The sequence below is a fragment of the Actibacterium atlanticum genome, assembly GCF_000671395.1.
GTDB lineage: Bacteria > Pseudomonadota > Alphaproteobacteria > Rhodobacterales > Rhodobacteraceae > Actibacterium_D > Actibacterium_D atlanticum.
The window spans coordinates 25,635-39,510 of record NZ_AQQY01000007.1 but is presented as its reverse complement, the minus strand read 5'-3'; the positions used below and the strand labels follow the sequence as shown (position 1 = coordinate 39,510).

13 protein-coding genes are annotated in these 13,876 nt (G+C 58.5%); 8 read left to right on the top strand and 5 right to left on the bottom strand.

Translation table 11 applies throughout. From position 1 onward, the window contains the following. Positions 1 to 36 precede the first annotated feature (36 nt). On the bottom strand, positions 37 to 1,800 hold the full coding sequence (locus ATO10_RS11325; protein ID WP_035251852.1) for an ABC transporter ATP-binding protein: 1,764 nt from the start codon (positions 1,798 to 1,800) through the stop codon (positions 37 to 39). 144 nt (positions 1,801 to 1,944) lie between these two features. Here ATO10_RS11325 and ATO10_RS11320 point away from each other — a divergent pair, with 144 nt between their 5' ends. Beyond that, positions 1,945 to 3,144, top strand: coding sequence for a pyridoxal-phosphate-dependent aminotransferase family protein (locus ATO10_RS11320; protein WP_035251574.1), 1,200 nt, complete (start codon positions 1,945 to 1,947; stop codon positions 3,142 to 3,144). Here ATO10_RS11320 and ATO10_RS16530 read toward each other — a convergent pair. After that, entirely contained in the window at positions 3,141 to 3,317 is a 177-nt protein-coding gene (locus ATO10_RS16530; RefSeq protein WP_202898660.1) for a hypothetical protein, read from the bottom strand. The two genes, ATO10_RS11320 and ATO10_RS16530, sit on opposite strands and share 4 nt — an antisense overlap. Before the next feature lie 57 nt (positions 3,318 to 3,374). Continuing rightward, on the bottom strand, positions 3,375 to 4,487 hold the full coding sequence (locus ATO10_RS11315; protein WP_035251572.1) for a pyridoxal phosphate-dependent aminotransferase: 1,113 nt from the start codon (positions 4,485 to 4,487) through the stop codon (positions 3,375 to 3,377). A gap of 97 nt (positions 4,488 to 4,584) precedes the next feature. Here ATO10_RS11315 and ATO10_RS11310 point away from each other — a divergent pair, with 97 nt between their 5' ends. The 3 genes from ATO10_RS11310 (at position 4,585) to ATO10_RS11300 (ending at position 7,170) form a co-directional block, all read left to right on the top strand. Beyond that, positions 4,585 to 5,337, top strand: coding sequence for an alpha/beta hydrolase (locus ATO10_RS11310; protein WP_035251570.1), 753 nt, complete (start codon positions 4,585 to 4,587; stop codon positions 5,335 to 5,337). 3 nt (positions 5,338 to 5,340) lie between these two features. Next, positions 5,341 to 6,303, top strand: coding sequence for an alpha/beta hydrolase (locus ATO10_RS11305; protein WP_035251568.1), 963 nt, complete (start codon positions 5,341 to 5,343; stop codon positions 6,301 to 6,303). A 120-nt stretch (positions 6,304 to 6,423) separates the two neighbouring features. Further along, complete coding sequence (locus ATO10_RS11300; protein ID WP_272945303.1) at positions 6,424 to 7,170, top strand: alpha/beta fold hydrolase; 747 nt, start codon at positions 6,424 to 6,426, stop codon at positions 7,168 to 7,170. Positions 7,171 to 7,232: 62 nt separating this feature from the next. Here the strand turns inward: ATO10_RS11300 and phaZ are convergent, their stop codons facing one another. After that, complete coding sequence (gene phaZ, locus ATO10_RS11295; protein ID WP_035251566.1) at positions 7,233 to 8,498, bottom strand: polyhydroxyalkanoate depolymerase; 1,266 nt, start codon at positions 8,496 to 8,498, stop codon at positions 7,233 to 7,235. Positions 8,499 to 8,612: 114 nt separating this feature from the next. Between phaZ and phaC the strand changes: the two genes are divergently transcribed. The 4 genes from phaC to ATO10_RS11275 all read left to right on the top strand — a co-directional run bounded on the left by phaC (position 8,613) and on the right by ATO10_RS11275 (position 12,677). Continuing rightward, positions 8,613 to 10,397 (top strand): class I poly(R)-hydroxyalkanoic acid synthase, encoded by a 1,785-nt coding sequence (gene phaC / locus ATO10_RS11290; RefSeq protein WP_035251564.1) that lies wholly within the window; start codon positions 8,613 to 8,615, stop codon positions 10,395 to 10,397. A gap of 143 nt (positions 10,398 to 10,540) precedes the next feature. Then, positions 10,541 to 10,990, top strand: a complete 450-nt coding sequence (locus ATO10_RS11285; RefSeq protein WP_035251561.1) for a phasin family protein — start codon at positions 10,541 to 10,543, stop codon at positions 10,988 to 10,990. 134 nt (positions 10,991 to 11,124) lie between these two features. After that, complete coding sequence (gene phaR / locus ATO10_RS11280; protein WP_035251559.1) at positions 11,125 to 11,682, top strand: polyhydroxyalkanoate synthesis repressor PhaR; 558 nt, start codon at positions 11,125 to 11,127, stop codon at positions 11,680 to 11,682. Positions 11,683 to 11,708: 26 nt separating this feature from the next. After that, positions 11,709 to 12,677 carry a LysR family transcriptional regulator gene (locus tag ATO10_RS11275; RefSeq protein WP_035251554.1) on the top strand — a complete coding sequence of 323 codons (969 nt, stop codon included), beginning with the start codon at positions 11,709 to 11,711 and terminating at the stop codon, positions 12,675 to 12,677. Here the strand turns inward: ATO10_RS11275 and ATO10_RS11270 are convergent. Continuing rightward, positions 12,674 to 13,873, bottom strand: a complete 1,200-nt coding sequence (locus tag ATO10_RS11270; RefSeq protein ID WP_035251543.1) for a DegT/DnrJ/EryC1/StrS family aminotransferase — start codon at positions 13,871 to 13,873, stop codon at positions 12,674 to 12,676. The two genes, ATO10_RS11275 and ATO10_RS11270, sit on opposite strands and share 4 nt — an antisense overlap. Positions 13,874 to 13,876: the final 3 nt, after the last annotated feature.

Here is a 13,876-nt window from a genome sequence, read left to right as displayed (position 1 = left end):
TACTCTTGAGAACAGCGCGCAGTTGATAGCTGCGCGCTATTTTTCTGTCGCGAACTGAAGTCTGTACAAGCCGGAATAAATCCCGTCTTGCGCCAGAAGTTCATCATGGGTGCCCTGTTCCACCACGCGGCCTTTATCCATTACGATGATGTTGTCTGCCTCGCGCACGGTGGCAAGCCGGTGGGCGATGACCAGCGTGGTGCGGTTCTTGGCCAGGCGTTCCAGCGCTTCTTGAACGACTTTTTCGGATTTGGCGTCCAGAGCAGAGGTCGCTTCGTCCAGCAGCAGGATCGGAGCGTCTTGTATCAGGGCGCGGGCGATGGCGACGCGTTGGCGTTGCCCACCAGACAGGCTTGACCCGCGCGGCCCGGCGCGGCTGTCCAGACCGTTGGGCAGTTTGGGCAGGAAGTCATTGACATGCGCAGCATCCAGAATCTCGTTCAGGCGCGCATCAGACACATCGGTACGGCCCAGAAGGATGTTGTCGCGTAGGGTTTCGTCAAACAGGGAAGAGTCCTGACTCACGACCGAGAACTGCCCGCGCAGTTCCTCCAGCGCCATCTGTTCGATGGGAACACCGGCCAGGGTGATCTGCCCCTGCTGGGGTTCAACCAGTCGGCTGAGCAGGTTGAAGATCGTACTTTTGCCCGCGCCCGACGGGCCAACCAACGCGGTCATTTGTCCGGCGCGCGCGGTCAGGCTTAGCCCATTCAGGACCGGCTGATCGTCATAGGCCATGACAACATTGTCCAGCACGATATCTGCCTGGCCACCGGGGCAGGGCAGGGGCTGCGGTTGGGCAGGAGAAACAATGGTGGGGTGTTCCTGAAACACCATGTACAGGCGTTCGATACTGGCCATCGAGGCCTGTAAAATCCCGGAAACCCGGCCCATGCGGCGGAGCGGTTCGAACAACAAGGCAATGGCCGTGAAGAAGCTCATGAACTCACCAACGGTCTTCTGACCCTCGATGATCTGATAGCCACCGTAGGTCAACACCCCGAAAAAGCCAGCGCCCGCAACGATGTCGACCATGGCCGGAATTCCGGCCTGCGTGGTTTCAGACCGCAGGCGCGCCCGCACGAACCCATGAAGGATACGGTCAAAAATTCCTTCTTCACGTTCTTCAAGGCGGTTCAACTTGATGGTGGTGATGCCGTGGAAAATCTCGTCCAGCTTGGTGGCGATTCCGGCGGCTTCCTCGCGGGCGATACGGCTGCTTTTGCGCACAAGGCGCTGTAGAAGTGACACGGGAAATACCAGCAAAGGTACGGCGGCAAAGGCAATCAGCGTCCACAGCCAATCCACCGACATCGCAACGGCAAACAGCGCGATGATCGACACAAAATCCCGCCCGCCAGTCACCAAGACCTGCGACCACAGGGTTGTGGTCACTTCGGTGTCTCCGCGCACGCGTTCGATCAGGTTGCCGGGGGCATTGGTGTGAAAGAACTGGTTGTCGAGCCGCTGCATATGGGCGAGCAGACTGTATTGAAGCGCCGCGTTTACCTTTTGGCCAACGCGGGCCATCAAGACCTTGTGGCCGAAACCGGCAAAGGCGCGCACCAGAAACAGCCCAAAGATCATCAACCCGACCATAGGCACTGCACCACGATCACCCGTGACCAGCACGTCATCAAACATCGGCTCGATCAAATAGCTGAGCGCACCAAGCGCGGCACCATCGATGCTCATCATCGCCAGTGCGATCAGAATAATGCCCAGATATTTGCGCAGATATTTGCGCCAGATCCAAGGAAACAGGATTTTGGTTTCAATGGGTTGGGTCGGCGTGCTCATGCGGGGGTTCGTCGCTTTCATGCTGCATGTGGCCTTCGGCCGATGTCGGCGGACAGTAGCGACAATCCTTGGCAGTGACAAGCGAGCCCCGGCTTTGCTATGGCTTGCTCAGGGGGGAATGCGCAGCATGAAAGGACGCGGTCAATGTCATTGCATCACGGTCGACCCTATCTGGCAATTCCCGGACCTTCGGTCATGCCTGATCGGGTGTTGCAGGCGATGCAGCGCCCCGCCCCGAACATTTACACCGGCGCATTGGTAGAACTGTTCGAAAGCATCCTGCCTGATCTGAAAGCTGTCGCCCGCACCAAGCATCATGTGGCGACCTATATCACCAACGGCCATGGCGCATGGGAGGCGATCCTGGCCAACCTGGTGGCCCCCGGCGAGGCCGTTCTGGTTGTCGCCACGGGCAATTTTGGCACCGAATGGGCGCAGATGGCCCGCCGGATGGGGATCGTGGTGGACCTGCTGGATTTCGGCAAACGCAGCCCGGCTGATCCGGATCAGGTGGAAGCCCGTCTGCGGGCGGATAGGGATGGCAGGATCAAGGCTGTGCTGGCAACCCATGTGGATACGGCCACCTCGGTGCGCAATGACATCGCCGGGTTGCGCCAAGCCATGGACGCGGCAGGCCACCCGGCCCTGTTACTGGCCGATTGTGTGGCCTCATTAGGATGTGACCGCTTTGAAATGGATGACTGGGGCGTCGACGCGATGCTTGCGGCCAGCCAGAAAGGGCTGATGACGCCTCCGGGTCTTGGCTTTGTCTATTTCAACGACAAGGCGGCGCAGGTGCGTGCCAAGATGGAACAGGTCAGCGCCTATTGGGACTGGACCCCGCGCACCCAGCCTGACGCGTTCTATCAGTACTTCGGTGGCACACCGCCCACGCATCACCTTTATGCGCTGCGCGAGGCCCTGACGATGTTGGTGCATGAAGAGGGAGTCGAGGCCGCTTGGGCCCGTCATGCCCATTTGGCCCGCACGATCTGGGCCGCGCTTGAGGTCTGGGGCGAGGGCGGTCCGATGGAGATGAACATTCAGGACCCTGCGTTGCGCGCGCACGAGGTCACCGCCGTGCGGCTGGGGGCGCCAAATGGCACGGTTCTGCGAGAGTGGCTGGAGGCACACACCGGTGTCACGCTGGGGATCGGTCTGGGCATGGCACCCGCAGGAGACCCCGCAGCAGACGGTTTTTTCCGTATTGGTCACATGGGGCATGTGAACGCGCATATGATCCTTGGCGTTCTGGCATCAATGCAGGCGGGGTTGGTGGCGCTGGGCATACCGCATGGCAAGGGCGCGCTGGACGCCGCCGCGGCGGTTGTTGCGCAGGCTTAATCGCGGGCTGGAATACGGTCGATCAGCTTCATGACAATGAAGGCAAGGAGCAGGGCGTATTCAAACCCCCAAACCGCCCAGATCACCAAAAGGGCGCAAAACAGGTTCACAAATCCCATGACAAGGGCCGGGGTGGTATAGTTCGGAGCTTCAGAAATCGGATGATCGCGCATGGCGGGGCCTCGTACTGTGTGAGGCTCAGTTTAGTGCGAAATCCGTAAAAAGCCCGTTCACGATGCCGTTTGGGCGGCCTTCAGCGCATCGGGCAGGGCATCTGCGAAGATTTTCAGCGCCTGTGCCGGGGCGGTAGTCACACGGATACAGCGATCCTGAGGGGCAACAAAGGGCATGCGCACAAAGACCCCGCGCTGTGCCAACTGCGCCACCACACGCCCGGCGTAACCACCGTCCCGTCCGCAATCCATGGTGACGAAATTGGTGGCCGAGCTTATCGGCGAGAGCTGGTTGGCGCGGGCAAGATCGGCCAGAGCGTCGCGGGCGGTGACCACCTGCGTCTGTACATGTTCCAACCAGTCCTGATCCGCCAAGGCCGCCAATGCGCCTGCAAGGCTGGCGCGTGCCATGCCAAAATGGTTGCGCACTTTGTTAAAGCTGCTGATCAGATCAGAGTGCCCGATAGCATAGCCCACCCGCGCACCGGCCAGTCCGTAAGCCTTTGAAAAAGTGCGCATTCGGATGACGCGTGGATCGTCCGTGTTGAACTCGGGCGCCGTGCCGTGGGGCGCGAATTCAATATAGGCTTCGTCCAGTATCAGAAGGCAGTCTTGGGGCAGGGCATCGATCATGGCCTGCATTTTGGCCGCATCATGCCACGTGCCCATCGGGTTGTCCGGGTTGGCGATATAGATCAGCTTGGGCCGCGTTTCCCGGGCCAGTTCGATCAGCGCCCGAGGGTCCTCGTGATCGTCGCGATACGGGGCCGCGTGCAACACACCGCCATGGCCGGTGACATGAAAGTTGAACGTGGGGTAGGCGCCTTTTGAGGTCACAACCGCGTCGCCCGGATCAACTAAAAGCCGCACCAAAGACCCAAGCAAGCCATCAATGCCGCCGCCAATGACGATGTTCGCCGCAGCGACATCGTGATGGCTGGCCAGAGCGTGGCGAAGATCGTGGTTTTGCGAATCTCCGTACATCCAACTGTCGGCGGCGGCCTTTGCCATGGCCTCTATTGCGACAGGAGACGGTCCAAAAAGGCTCTCGTTTGCGCCAAGCCGTGCGGCAAACCTGTGCCCCGTGGTGCGCTCGATCGCTTCGGGGCCAACAAAGGGTACCGCATCGGGCAGGCTGGCAATCAATGGGGTGTAGCGGGGACCGGTCATGGCGCCATGATGCGTGCGACATCATCTTTGGGCAAGCGCATCTTTGGCGTTGCCTCGGGCCGCGGGTCGGGCCAATCTGCCCAAAACCGGAGGGACCATGCCGCAGTTTCTGGAAACGCCCAGCGGGCGCCGTATCGCCTATCATCAGACCCCGGGCATCGGGCCGGGGATCGTGTTTCTTGGCGGGCTGAAGTCAGACATGACCGGCACCAAAGCCGTGCACCTTGAGGCCTGGGCGAAAGCGCATGGGCGCGCCTTTTTGCGGTTTGACTATTCCGGGCATGGTGAGTCCTCGGGCGCGTTTGATGAGGGCTGTATCGGCGATTGGGCGCAGGACGCGGCGGATGTTCTGGACGCGCTGACCGAAGGGCCGCAGGTGTTGATCGGCTCGTCCATGGGCGGCTGGGTTTCGTTGCTGCTGAGCAAACGGCGCGCGGAGCGCATCTGTGGACTTGTCACCATCGCCGCCGCACCGGACTTTACCGAAGACGGGTTTTGGGCCGGGTTTTCCGACGCCCAAAAGAGCGAACTGATGGCGCAGGGGCGGGTTGAAATCCCGTCGGAATATGAAGACAGCCCCTATGTTATAACCCGTCGCCTGATCGAGGACGGTCGCGACCAACTGGTCCTGCGCGACCCGCTGCCATTGCCGTTTCCGGTACGGATGTTGCAAGGCACGGATGATGCTTCGGTAGAAACCGCCGTGGCGCTGCGTCTGTTGGATCATGCGCAGGGAGACGACATTCGCCTGACGCTGGTCAAACATGCCAATCACAGCTTTTCAGACCCCGATTGTCTGAAGCTGATCGAAACCGCCGCGCTGAAAGTACTGGCGCGGGCCGAGGTGTAACATATGGGCCGGTTTCTATTGAACCTGATCGCATTGGCTGCGGTTGGTGCCTTGTTCTTCTATTGGGCGCCGCGCGAAGAAATGCAGGGCGACCCGACCTTTGATGACACGCAGATTGGCGACGATGTGCAGGCCTATATCGCTGCGGCCGAAGCCCGGTTTGAAACCATCCGACCGGGGCTCAACAAACAAATCATCTGGGCCGGGGACGCTGGAAAAAAGACTGCGCTGTCCGTTGTTTATGTGCATGGGTATTCTGCATCCCTGCAAGAGGTGCGCCCGCTGCCTGACGATATTGCCAAGGCGCTTGGCGCCAACCTGTTTTACACCCGCCTGACGGGGCACGGGCAGGATGGGGCCGCGCTGGCAAAGGCCACTGCAGGCGACTGGCAGCGCGACATGGCCGAGGCTTTGGCCTTGGGGCGTGCCGTGGGGCAAGAGGTGCTGGTCATTGGGACATCGACCGGCGGCACCTTGGCCGCGCTGGCTGCGCTGAACGCTGAACAGATGGCACAGGTGAAAGGCGTGGTGCTGATATCTCCGAATTTTGGCATCAAGAACCCGCTCTCTGTTCTGTTGCGCTTTCCCTTGGCACGACAATGGCTGCCGCTGATTGCCGGGCAAGTGCGCGGCTTTACCCCGCAAAACGCCGCGCATGAACAATATTGGACAACCAGCTACCCTTCGGTTGCCTTGTTCCAGATGGCCGCGCTGGTCGCGCATGGCGCGGCGCAGGACTATGGGCAGGCGCAGGTGCCGGCGCTGTTTGTGATCTCGGATGAGGATCAGGTGATCCGCGCTGATCTGGCCCGCAAAGCGGCGGCACAATGGGGGGCGGAGGTGTTTCAGGTTCTTCCGGCGGAGGGTCTCGATCCCTTCAACCACGTTTTGGCGGGGGATGTGTTGTCTCCCAATGGAACGGCGCCCACCGTTGAGGCGATCCTGAATTGGGTCGCGGCAAACTGAGTCTTCCGCGCAGCTATTTCTAGCCTCATCCTTGCGGGGGTGTTACAACATGCCCAATCGCGGACAAACCGCGAGACCGCGCAAAGCGGTATCTGAGGCAACAGGCAGAAGGCGGGCACCATGGCACAACAGCCGGGCCTAGAGCAAAAGGAGCGCATCGCAGAGCCCTTGGTTTTGGTGCCAGGACTCATGAGCGACGCTCGCATTTTCTCGGATCAAATTGTTGCTTTTGGCGGCGAAAGAGCCGTGCACTTAGCCCCGATCTGCGATGGGCTTTCGATTGGCGATATGGCGCGCCGCGTTTTGGAAACGGCACCTGCGCGGTTTGCCGTGATGGGGCAGGGGCTGGGTGCTTTGGTTGCCATGGATATGCTGCGGATTGATCCCGCGCGTGTCACCCGGATCGCTATGGTGACCTGCTCGCCTTTGGCAGAAACCCCACAAGAGGCCGCGACACGGGAAGACCGCATCGTTTCGGCCAAGGCGGGCCTGTTTGACCAGGTTGCACGGGCCGAGGTGCCGGATACCGCGCTGGCGCCGGGCACCAATGTCGCCCGCGTCCACCGCAGCTTGGAACTGATGCTGCGCACCGTGGGCAGCGAGCGTTTCCTGCGCCAAAGCCGCGCCATGCAGCGCCGCCCCGATATGCAAAAAGTGCTGCGCAGGATGCGCGCCCCGGCTTTGGTGCTGTCAGGCGCCCATGACACAATTATCCCGCCGCGGCGGCACGAATTCATGGCCGAACTGATTCCCCATGCCGAATACAAGGTTCTTGAGAACGCGGGGCATATGCCCTTGCTGGAATCCCCTGCCGAAGTCACCGCCGCGCTGAAACCCTGGCTTTGCGCACCTTTCCGCTTGGTCTGATGTAAAACAAAAAACGGGCACCCCAAGGGCGCCCGTTCGTACATCGTTATAGCTGACTTGGATCAGACCGATTTCAGCCGTGTCACTTTGCGCTGGGTGCGCGCATTGGCGTCGATGAATTCCAGAACCAGCGGGCGGATGTTGTTGCGCCAGCTTTTGCCAGCAAAGATGCCATAGTGGCCAGCACCCGGTTCCAGATGGTTTGCTTTCTTTTCGTCGGGCAGGCCGGTGCACAGGTCCAGCGCAGCAACGCATTGGCCCGGTGCCGAAATGTCATCTTCGGAACCCTCAACGGTTTTTACCGCCACATCGGTGATCTTGCCGATGTCGACATGCTTGCCGTTTACGGTGAATTTGTTCTGGGCGATTTCCAGACCTTTGAACACACGCTCTACCGTTGACAGATAGAATTCAGCGGTCATGTCCATGACGGCCAGATATTCGTCATAGAACCGGTTGTGTTTGTCATGGTCAGCGGCTTCGCCTTTGGCGACGCGCAGGATCTGCTGATAGAAGGCGTTCGAGTGGCTTTCAGCATTCATCGACATGAACGAGCTAAGCTGAAGCAGCCCCGGGTAAACCAACCGGCCCACGCCACGATACTTGAACCCAACACGTTGAATGGCAAGCTGTTCCAGCTGGCCCATGGTCAAACGGTTGCCGAAATCGGTGACGTCAGTCGCTGCGGCATCAGGGTTAATCGGCCCCCCGATCAGCGTCAGTGTGCGGGGCTGGGCTTCGGGCTCTTCCTGCGCCAGATAGGCGGTCGCAGCCAGCGTGATCGGTGCGGGTTGGCACACGGCAATCGCGTTGGTGTCGGGGCCCAGATATTTCATAAAATCGACAAGGTAGAGCGTGTAGTCTTCGATATCGAATTTACCCTCGGACACCGGGATATCACGCGCGTTATGCCAATCGGTCACATAGACTTCGCAGTCAGGCAGCAGGCTGGCGACGGTGGTGCGCAGCAGCGTTGCATAGTGACCAGACATCGGCGCAACCAGCAGAATCTTACGCTCCATGGTGGGGCGGCCGTGCACGCGAAAGTGGACCAGATCACCAAACGGGCGGTTTACGCAGACGTCGACGCTGACCATGTGGTCGCGGCCGTCATCGCCAACAACAGTGTGAATGTTCCAGTCAGGCTTGGCGACCATGCGGGCAAAACTGCGTTCTGTCACCTCGCCCCAGGCGGCCATCATTTGCATGAAGGGATTGGGCATCAGACCAGAGATCGGATAGGAACCCAAAGCCAAGGCGGTAGCCCCCAACCATTGGTTGGTATTGCGCACACTTTCCATCAAATCGTATGTCGCTAGGTTTTTCACGCCGTACTCCTTTGCTTCCCATCAGACCCGGTTATACTGCATCGTAGCAGGCCCGCATATACACCTTTAGATGTGTTTTTCTGCGGGCGCGAAGGATAGGGGGGATTTTTGAATATGACAACCAGTGATACCGTGGAACACGTAAAAGCGGATCAATTGAATGAAAATCTCAAGAGAGTTGAGCAACTTTCAGAACGATTAGTTCACGCGCTTTCAGGAAAACGCAAAGTTGATCCGAATCTACAAGGGCCAGGCCACGAACTGATTATGAGGGCCAGTTCGGCCTATATTAACGAGCTGATGCAGCACCCTTCCAAAGTTTTTGAACAACAAGTGACCTACTGGGGGAAAGCCCTTCAGAACTTTATTGAGGCGCAGGAAGCCTTGGCCTCGGGCAAGCTGGCCGCGCCAGACGTTGAAGACGATACCAACGATCCCCGTTTTCGGCATGAACTTTGGAACAGCCACCCGTTTTTCAATTATATCAAGCGCCAGTATCTGAACACTGCCGAGGCCACCCGCAAGGCAATTGACGCGGTTGAGGGCCTCTCGGACAAAGACCGGGAACGTATTGAGTTTTTCACCGGTCAGATTGTCGACATGATGGCCCCAACCAATTTTTTGGCCACCAACCCCGAGGCCCTGACGCGGGCGGTTGAAACGGAAGGGGCCTCTTTGGTGAAAGGTTTGGAAAACCTTGTCGCCGACATCGAAGAAAACCGCGGTGATCTTTTGGTGACCCTGGCCGATAAGCAGGCGTTCAAAGTTGGTGAAAACCTTGCCACCACACCGGGCGAGGTCGTGTTCCGCAATCGTATGTTTGAACTGATCCAGTACACCCCGACGACGGAACAGGTCTATTCCACGCCGCTGATCATCTTTCCACCGTGGATCAACAAGTTCTATGTGATGGACCTCAAGGAAAAGAACTCCTTGATCAAATGGATCGTCGATCAGGGCTTCACCCTGTTTGTGGTCAGCTGGGTCAACCCGGATGAATCCTATGCTGATGTGGGCATGGATAACTATGTCGAAGAGGGCTATCTGACCGCGATCAACGAGGTCAAGAAAATCACCGGTCAGAAGAAGGTCAACGTGACCGGCTATTGTATCGCCGGCACGACACTAAGCCTGACCCTTGGCCTGATGGAAAAGCGCGGCGACAAATCTGTGCGCTCTGCCACGTTTTTCACAACGCTGACGGACTTTTCGAACCAGGGGGAAGTCGGGGTATTCTTGGACGAGGACTTTGTGGGCGGCATTGAACGCGAAGTTTCGGAATCGGGATATTTGGACAAGTTCTTTATGTCGCGCACCTTCAGCTTCATGCGATCGAATGATCTGATCTATGGGCCCGCGATCCGCAGCTATATGATGGGCGAGGCCCCGCCAGCCTTTGATTTGCTCTACTGGAATGGTGACGGAACGAACCTGCCAGCGAAGATGACAGTCGAATACCTGCGCGGGTTGTGTCAGGGCGATGGGCTGGCAAAAGGCGAGTTCACCATATGTGAAGAGCAGCCCAAGCTGAGCGACATTAAAGTGCCGATCTGCGCCATCGCCTGCGAGACCGACCACATCGCTGCTTGGAAATCCAGCTTTAACGGGATCAAGCAGATGGGCAGCCGGGACAAGCTGTTCATATTGGCCGAGTCCGGCCATATCGCGGGCATCATCAATCCGCCGTCAAAAAAGAAGTATGGCCACTATACCAGTGAGGGGCCAGTCGCAGGGACGCCGGACGAATGGAAAAAAGGCGCGCAGTTCAACGAGGGGTCGTGGTGGCCGCGCTGGGCGTCATGGCTTCAGAAGCGTTCCGGCAAGAAGGTTGAGGCGCGCCAACCGGGTGATTCGTCACATCCTGCACTTGCGAAAGCACCAGGAACTTACGTCACATGACGATTAAGTAACTGAAATATTGTTTAAAAATGAAATTTCTGCAGTGCAGCAAAAAAGCTTGATTTGCTGCACTGCAGCATTTATAAACTAAGGGCAGACGAAATTACGGGGTCCCCACCACCCCGACCCTTAGGAGAACTACCATGGCTAACACCCAAGACTTCACCAAGATGCTTCAGGAAATGATGGCATCCTTCCCCGTTGACACCACTGCTGCGCAGGACGTTTTCAAAACTCAGGCCGCTCTGGGCGAAAAAATGTCGAAAGTTGCTCTGGAAGCTGCTGAAAAATCGACCGAGCTGTCGGCCAAGTGGACCAAAGACACCCTGGGCAAAATCAGCGATGTAACTGCTGTTAAAGACGATCCTGCTGATTACACCAAAGCCATCACCGATTTCGCTTCGACTTCGGCCGAGCTGGCTGCTGAAAACCTGGCCTCCTTTGCTGAGATCGCCAAAAAAGTTCAGATGGAAACTGTTGAACTGATGCTGGCCGCTGGCAAAGACATGACCGAAGAAGCTTCCTCGGCTGTTAAAAAAGCCACCGAAGAAGCAACTGCTGCCGCTAAAAAAGCGACCGCCGCTGTTAAGTAATCGCGAACCCCAACGCCGACAAACCTCCCTGTCGGTGTGATCGCGGAGGGTGGGCTGCAAAGCCCGCCCTTTCTTTTTGTTTCAACTCCCCCTAAGCTTCTCTGCGACTGCAAGATGATGTCCCTGGGAGGTTTATGGTGACGGAAGATGCAAAGCCCCTGCTGATAAAGCGTTATGCCAGCAGGAGGCTCTATAATACCGAGACCAGTGACTACGTGACACTGGATGATATCGCGCGATTCATTCGGGACGGCCGCGAAGTTCAGATCGTTGACCTGAAAAGTGGCGATGACCTGACCCGCCAGTACCTTCTTCAGATTATTGCTGAACACGAAAGTCGTGGCGAAAACATGCTGCCGATCAACGTGTTGACGGATTTGGTACGTGGGTACACCACACAGGCCCAAAGCCTGGTGCCACAGTTTCTGGCAATGAGCTTTGATATGATGCGCGACGGTCAGAGCAAGATGATGGAAAATCTTGGCCTTCCGAATCCGATCGCAGGTGTGCCGGGCATGGATGCGCTGCAGGCGCAACAGCAGGCGTTTCTAAAGGCGATGACTGGCGCGGGCTGGCCAACCGCTACGACCGGCGCCTCAGAAGAGGCTGCCAATGACTCTTCGGATGATTTGGACACCATCAAACAGCAGCTGGCTGATCTTCAGGCCAAACTCTCCAAGTTGGGCGACTGACGCAAGATAACGGATAGGGCCGGGGGATGGTTCAACATTCGGGCCGCGTGACCCTTTTGGGGATCGAAGCCTTCGTGACGACCTCTGAGGAGGGGTCTGTCTCGGCGGCGGCACGGCGGTTGAAGCTTAGCCCCTCGGCCGTGTCCCAACAGATCACGACGCTGGAAAGCGCTTTGGGCGCGGTCTTGATTGACCGTTCTGCCCGTCCTGCAAGCCTGACTCCGGCGGGGCAGATATTTCGTCGCCGCGCTGCGATTATTCTGAACGAAACGCAGCAGGCCCGGTCTGAACTGGCTGCGCAGGACTTGGCGGCGCTGACCGATTTTCGACTGGGTATGATTGAGGATTTTGACGCCGACGTGACCCCGCGCCTGTTGTCAGACATGGCGGACGAATTGAAATCCTGCCAATTCCTGTTGGAAACCGGTGCCAGCCACCATCTGCATGGCCAACTGAGCGCGCGCACGCTGGATGTGATCGTCGCGGCGGAGCTGTCCGATATTTCAGAGGGGATGGAGGTCCACCCCCTCTTGCAAGAGCCTTTTATCGTCGCAGCCCCGCGCGGTGCAGTGGAATCCGGGCGTGATGCCCTTGAACAGCTGCAAGCGCTGCCGATGATCCAGTACACGTTGCGCCACCAGATGGGGCGCCAGATCGCGCGCCATCTTGCCCGGCAAAATCTAAACCTGACACATCGGTTCGAATTGGACAGCTACCACGCGATTTTGTCGATGGTGGCAACAGGGGTGGGCTGGACCATTCTGACCCCATTGGGTCATGCCCGGGCGCACCGGTTTCACGACCATGTAGACTTGCTGCCGTTGCCTTGCGCCCCGCTTGATCGCCAGATCAGCCTGAGCGCCCGTCAGGGCGTGTTGCAGGACATGCCAGCACAGGTCGCGGGCCGTTTGCGGCCGCTGTTGCAAGAGATGGTCGTCGACCCAGCCAAAGCCCGAATGCCGTGGCTGGGAGATGCGTTGAAGGTTTTGGGTTAAGTGCCGTAGGCGCGAGGTTCGGCCATGACCTCTTCTGCGGCGTTGATCAGCGCAGACGCGATGAAATCCAGATCATCCTTCTTCAGACGCGCGGGCAGCCGTACATCGCAGGCGCGCATCAACATGGCGCGGGTCTGGGGCAGGTCGGGCATATCCCCCGGGATAAACTGCCAGTTCCAATAGGCCCGGGCGTTGTCTGAAGACAGACCAAATACCTGAACACTGATGCCACGTGCAGCGGCCGCATCCTGAAACGCGCGGGCCTGATCATCGGTGTCAAACCCAACAAGGTTGAACTGGATGGAATCCGGCGCCCGGGTTTCAGGCGTCAGCGCTGGCGGCACATTCAGCCACATCGACCCGTTCAACTGATCGGCCACATAGTCATGATTGGCCAGACCATCGCTCACGCGGCGCGCCACTTCGGCGATTTGCGGACGGATCACCGCGGCAGACAGGTTTTGCATCCGGGTGTTGTAAAGCGGCAGTTTGTTTTGCCAATGGGCGAAACGGTCATGGACCACCGGGTGCTTTTTCCAGTTATGTTCATAGGCACCGGACATGATGATGGCCTGCGCGATGATGTCTGCGTCATCGGTGATCAGAATGCCGCCTTCGCCAGCGTTGATCATCTTGTAAGACTGGAATGAGAAACACCCGATCTTGCCCAATGTGCCGATCTTTTTGCCATGCCACTGCGTGCCCAGAGAATGGGCCGCATCTTCGATGACCGGAAGCCCTTTGGCCTCGGCCAGTGCCATGATGGCATCCATGTCAGACGTGTGTCCCCGCATGTGCGAGATCAGAACGGCGCTGATGTCGTCGGTCAGTTTGGCTTCAAAGTCTGCCATGTCGACGCGGTAGTTTTCACCGACCTCGACCAGAACGGGTTGGCAATCGGCATGGACGATGGCCGAGGGCACGGCGGCAAAGGTGAAGGCCGGTACAAGAACCTTGGCCCCACGCGGCAGTTGCAGCGCCTTGAGCGACAGGAACAAAGCCTGCGAGCATGACGATACGGCCAGCGCGAACTTGGTCCCCATGAATTCGGCAAACTCGCGTTCCAGCAGGGCAACTGGGGCATCCTGCGGCGCGGTGTAACGGAAAAGATCCCCTGATTTCAGCAGCCGGTCAATCTCGGACCGGGCGGCGGCGGGGATGGGTTCGGCGTCGTACACGTTGGGTGCGGGTTTCATTCC

Bases quoted from the DNA above. Each gene is read 5' to 3' on its own strand.
- ATO10_RS11325 (WP_035251852.1), bottom strand. From the start codon at position 1,800: ATGAGCACGCCGACCCAACCCATTGAAACCAAAATCCTGTTTCCTTGG.
- ATO10_RS11320 (WP_035251574.1), top strand. From the start codon at position 1,945: ATGTCATTGCATCACGGTCGACCCTATCTGGCAATTCCCGGACCTTCG.
- ATO10_RS16530 (WP_202898660.1), bottom strand. From the start codon at position 3,317: ATGCGCGATCATCCGATTTCTGAAGCTCCGAACTATACCACCCCGGCC.
- ATO10_RS11315 (WP_035251572.1), bottom strand. From the start codon at position 4,487: ATGACCGGTCCCCGCTACACCCCATTGATTGCCAGCCTGCCCGATGCG.
- ATO10_RS11310 (WP_035251570.1), top strand. From the start codon at position 4,585: ATGCCGCAGTTTCTGGAAACGCCCAGCGGGCGCCGTATCGCCTATCAT.
- ATO10_RS11305 (WP_035251568.1), top strand. From the start codon at position 5,341: ATGGGCCGGTTTCTATTGAACCTGATCGCATTGGCTGCGGTTGGTGCC.
- ATO10_RS11300 (WP_272945303.1), top strand. From the start codon at position 6,424: ATGGCACAACAGCCGGGCCTAGAGCAAAAGGAGCGCATCGCAGAGCCC.
- phaC (WP_035251564.1), top strand. From the start codon at position 8,613: ATGACAACCAGTGATACCGTGGAACACGTAAAAGCGGATCAATTGAAT.
- ATO10_RS11285 (WP_035251561.1), top strand. From the start codon at position 10,541: ATGGCTAACACCCAAGACTTCACCAAGATGCTTCAGGAAATGATGGCA.
- phaR (WP_035251559.1), top strand. From the start codon at position 11,125: ATGGTGACGGAAGATGCAAAGCCCCTGCTGATAAAGCGTTATGCCAGC.
- ATO10_RS11275 (WP_035251554.1), top strand. From the start codon at position 11,709: ATGGTTCAACATTCGGGCCGCGTGACCCTTTTGGGGATCGAAGCCTTC.
- ATO10_RS11270 (WP_035251543.1), bottom strand. From the start codon at position 13,873: ATGAAACCCGCACCCAACGTGTACGACGCCGAACCCATCCCCGCCGCC.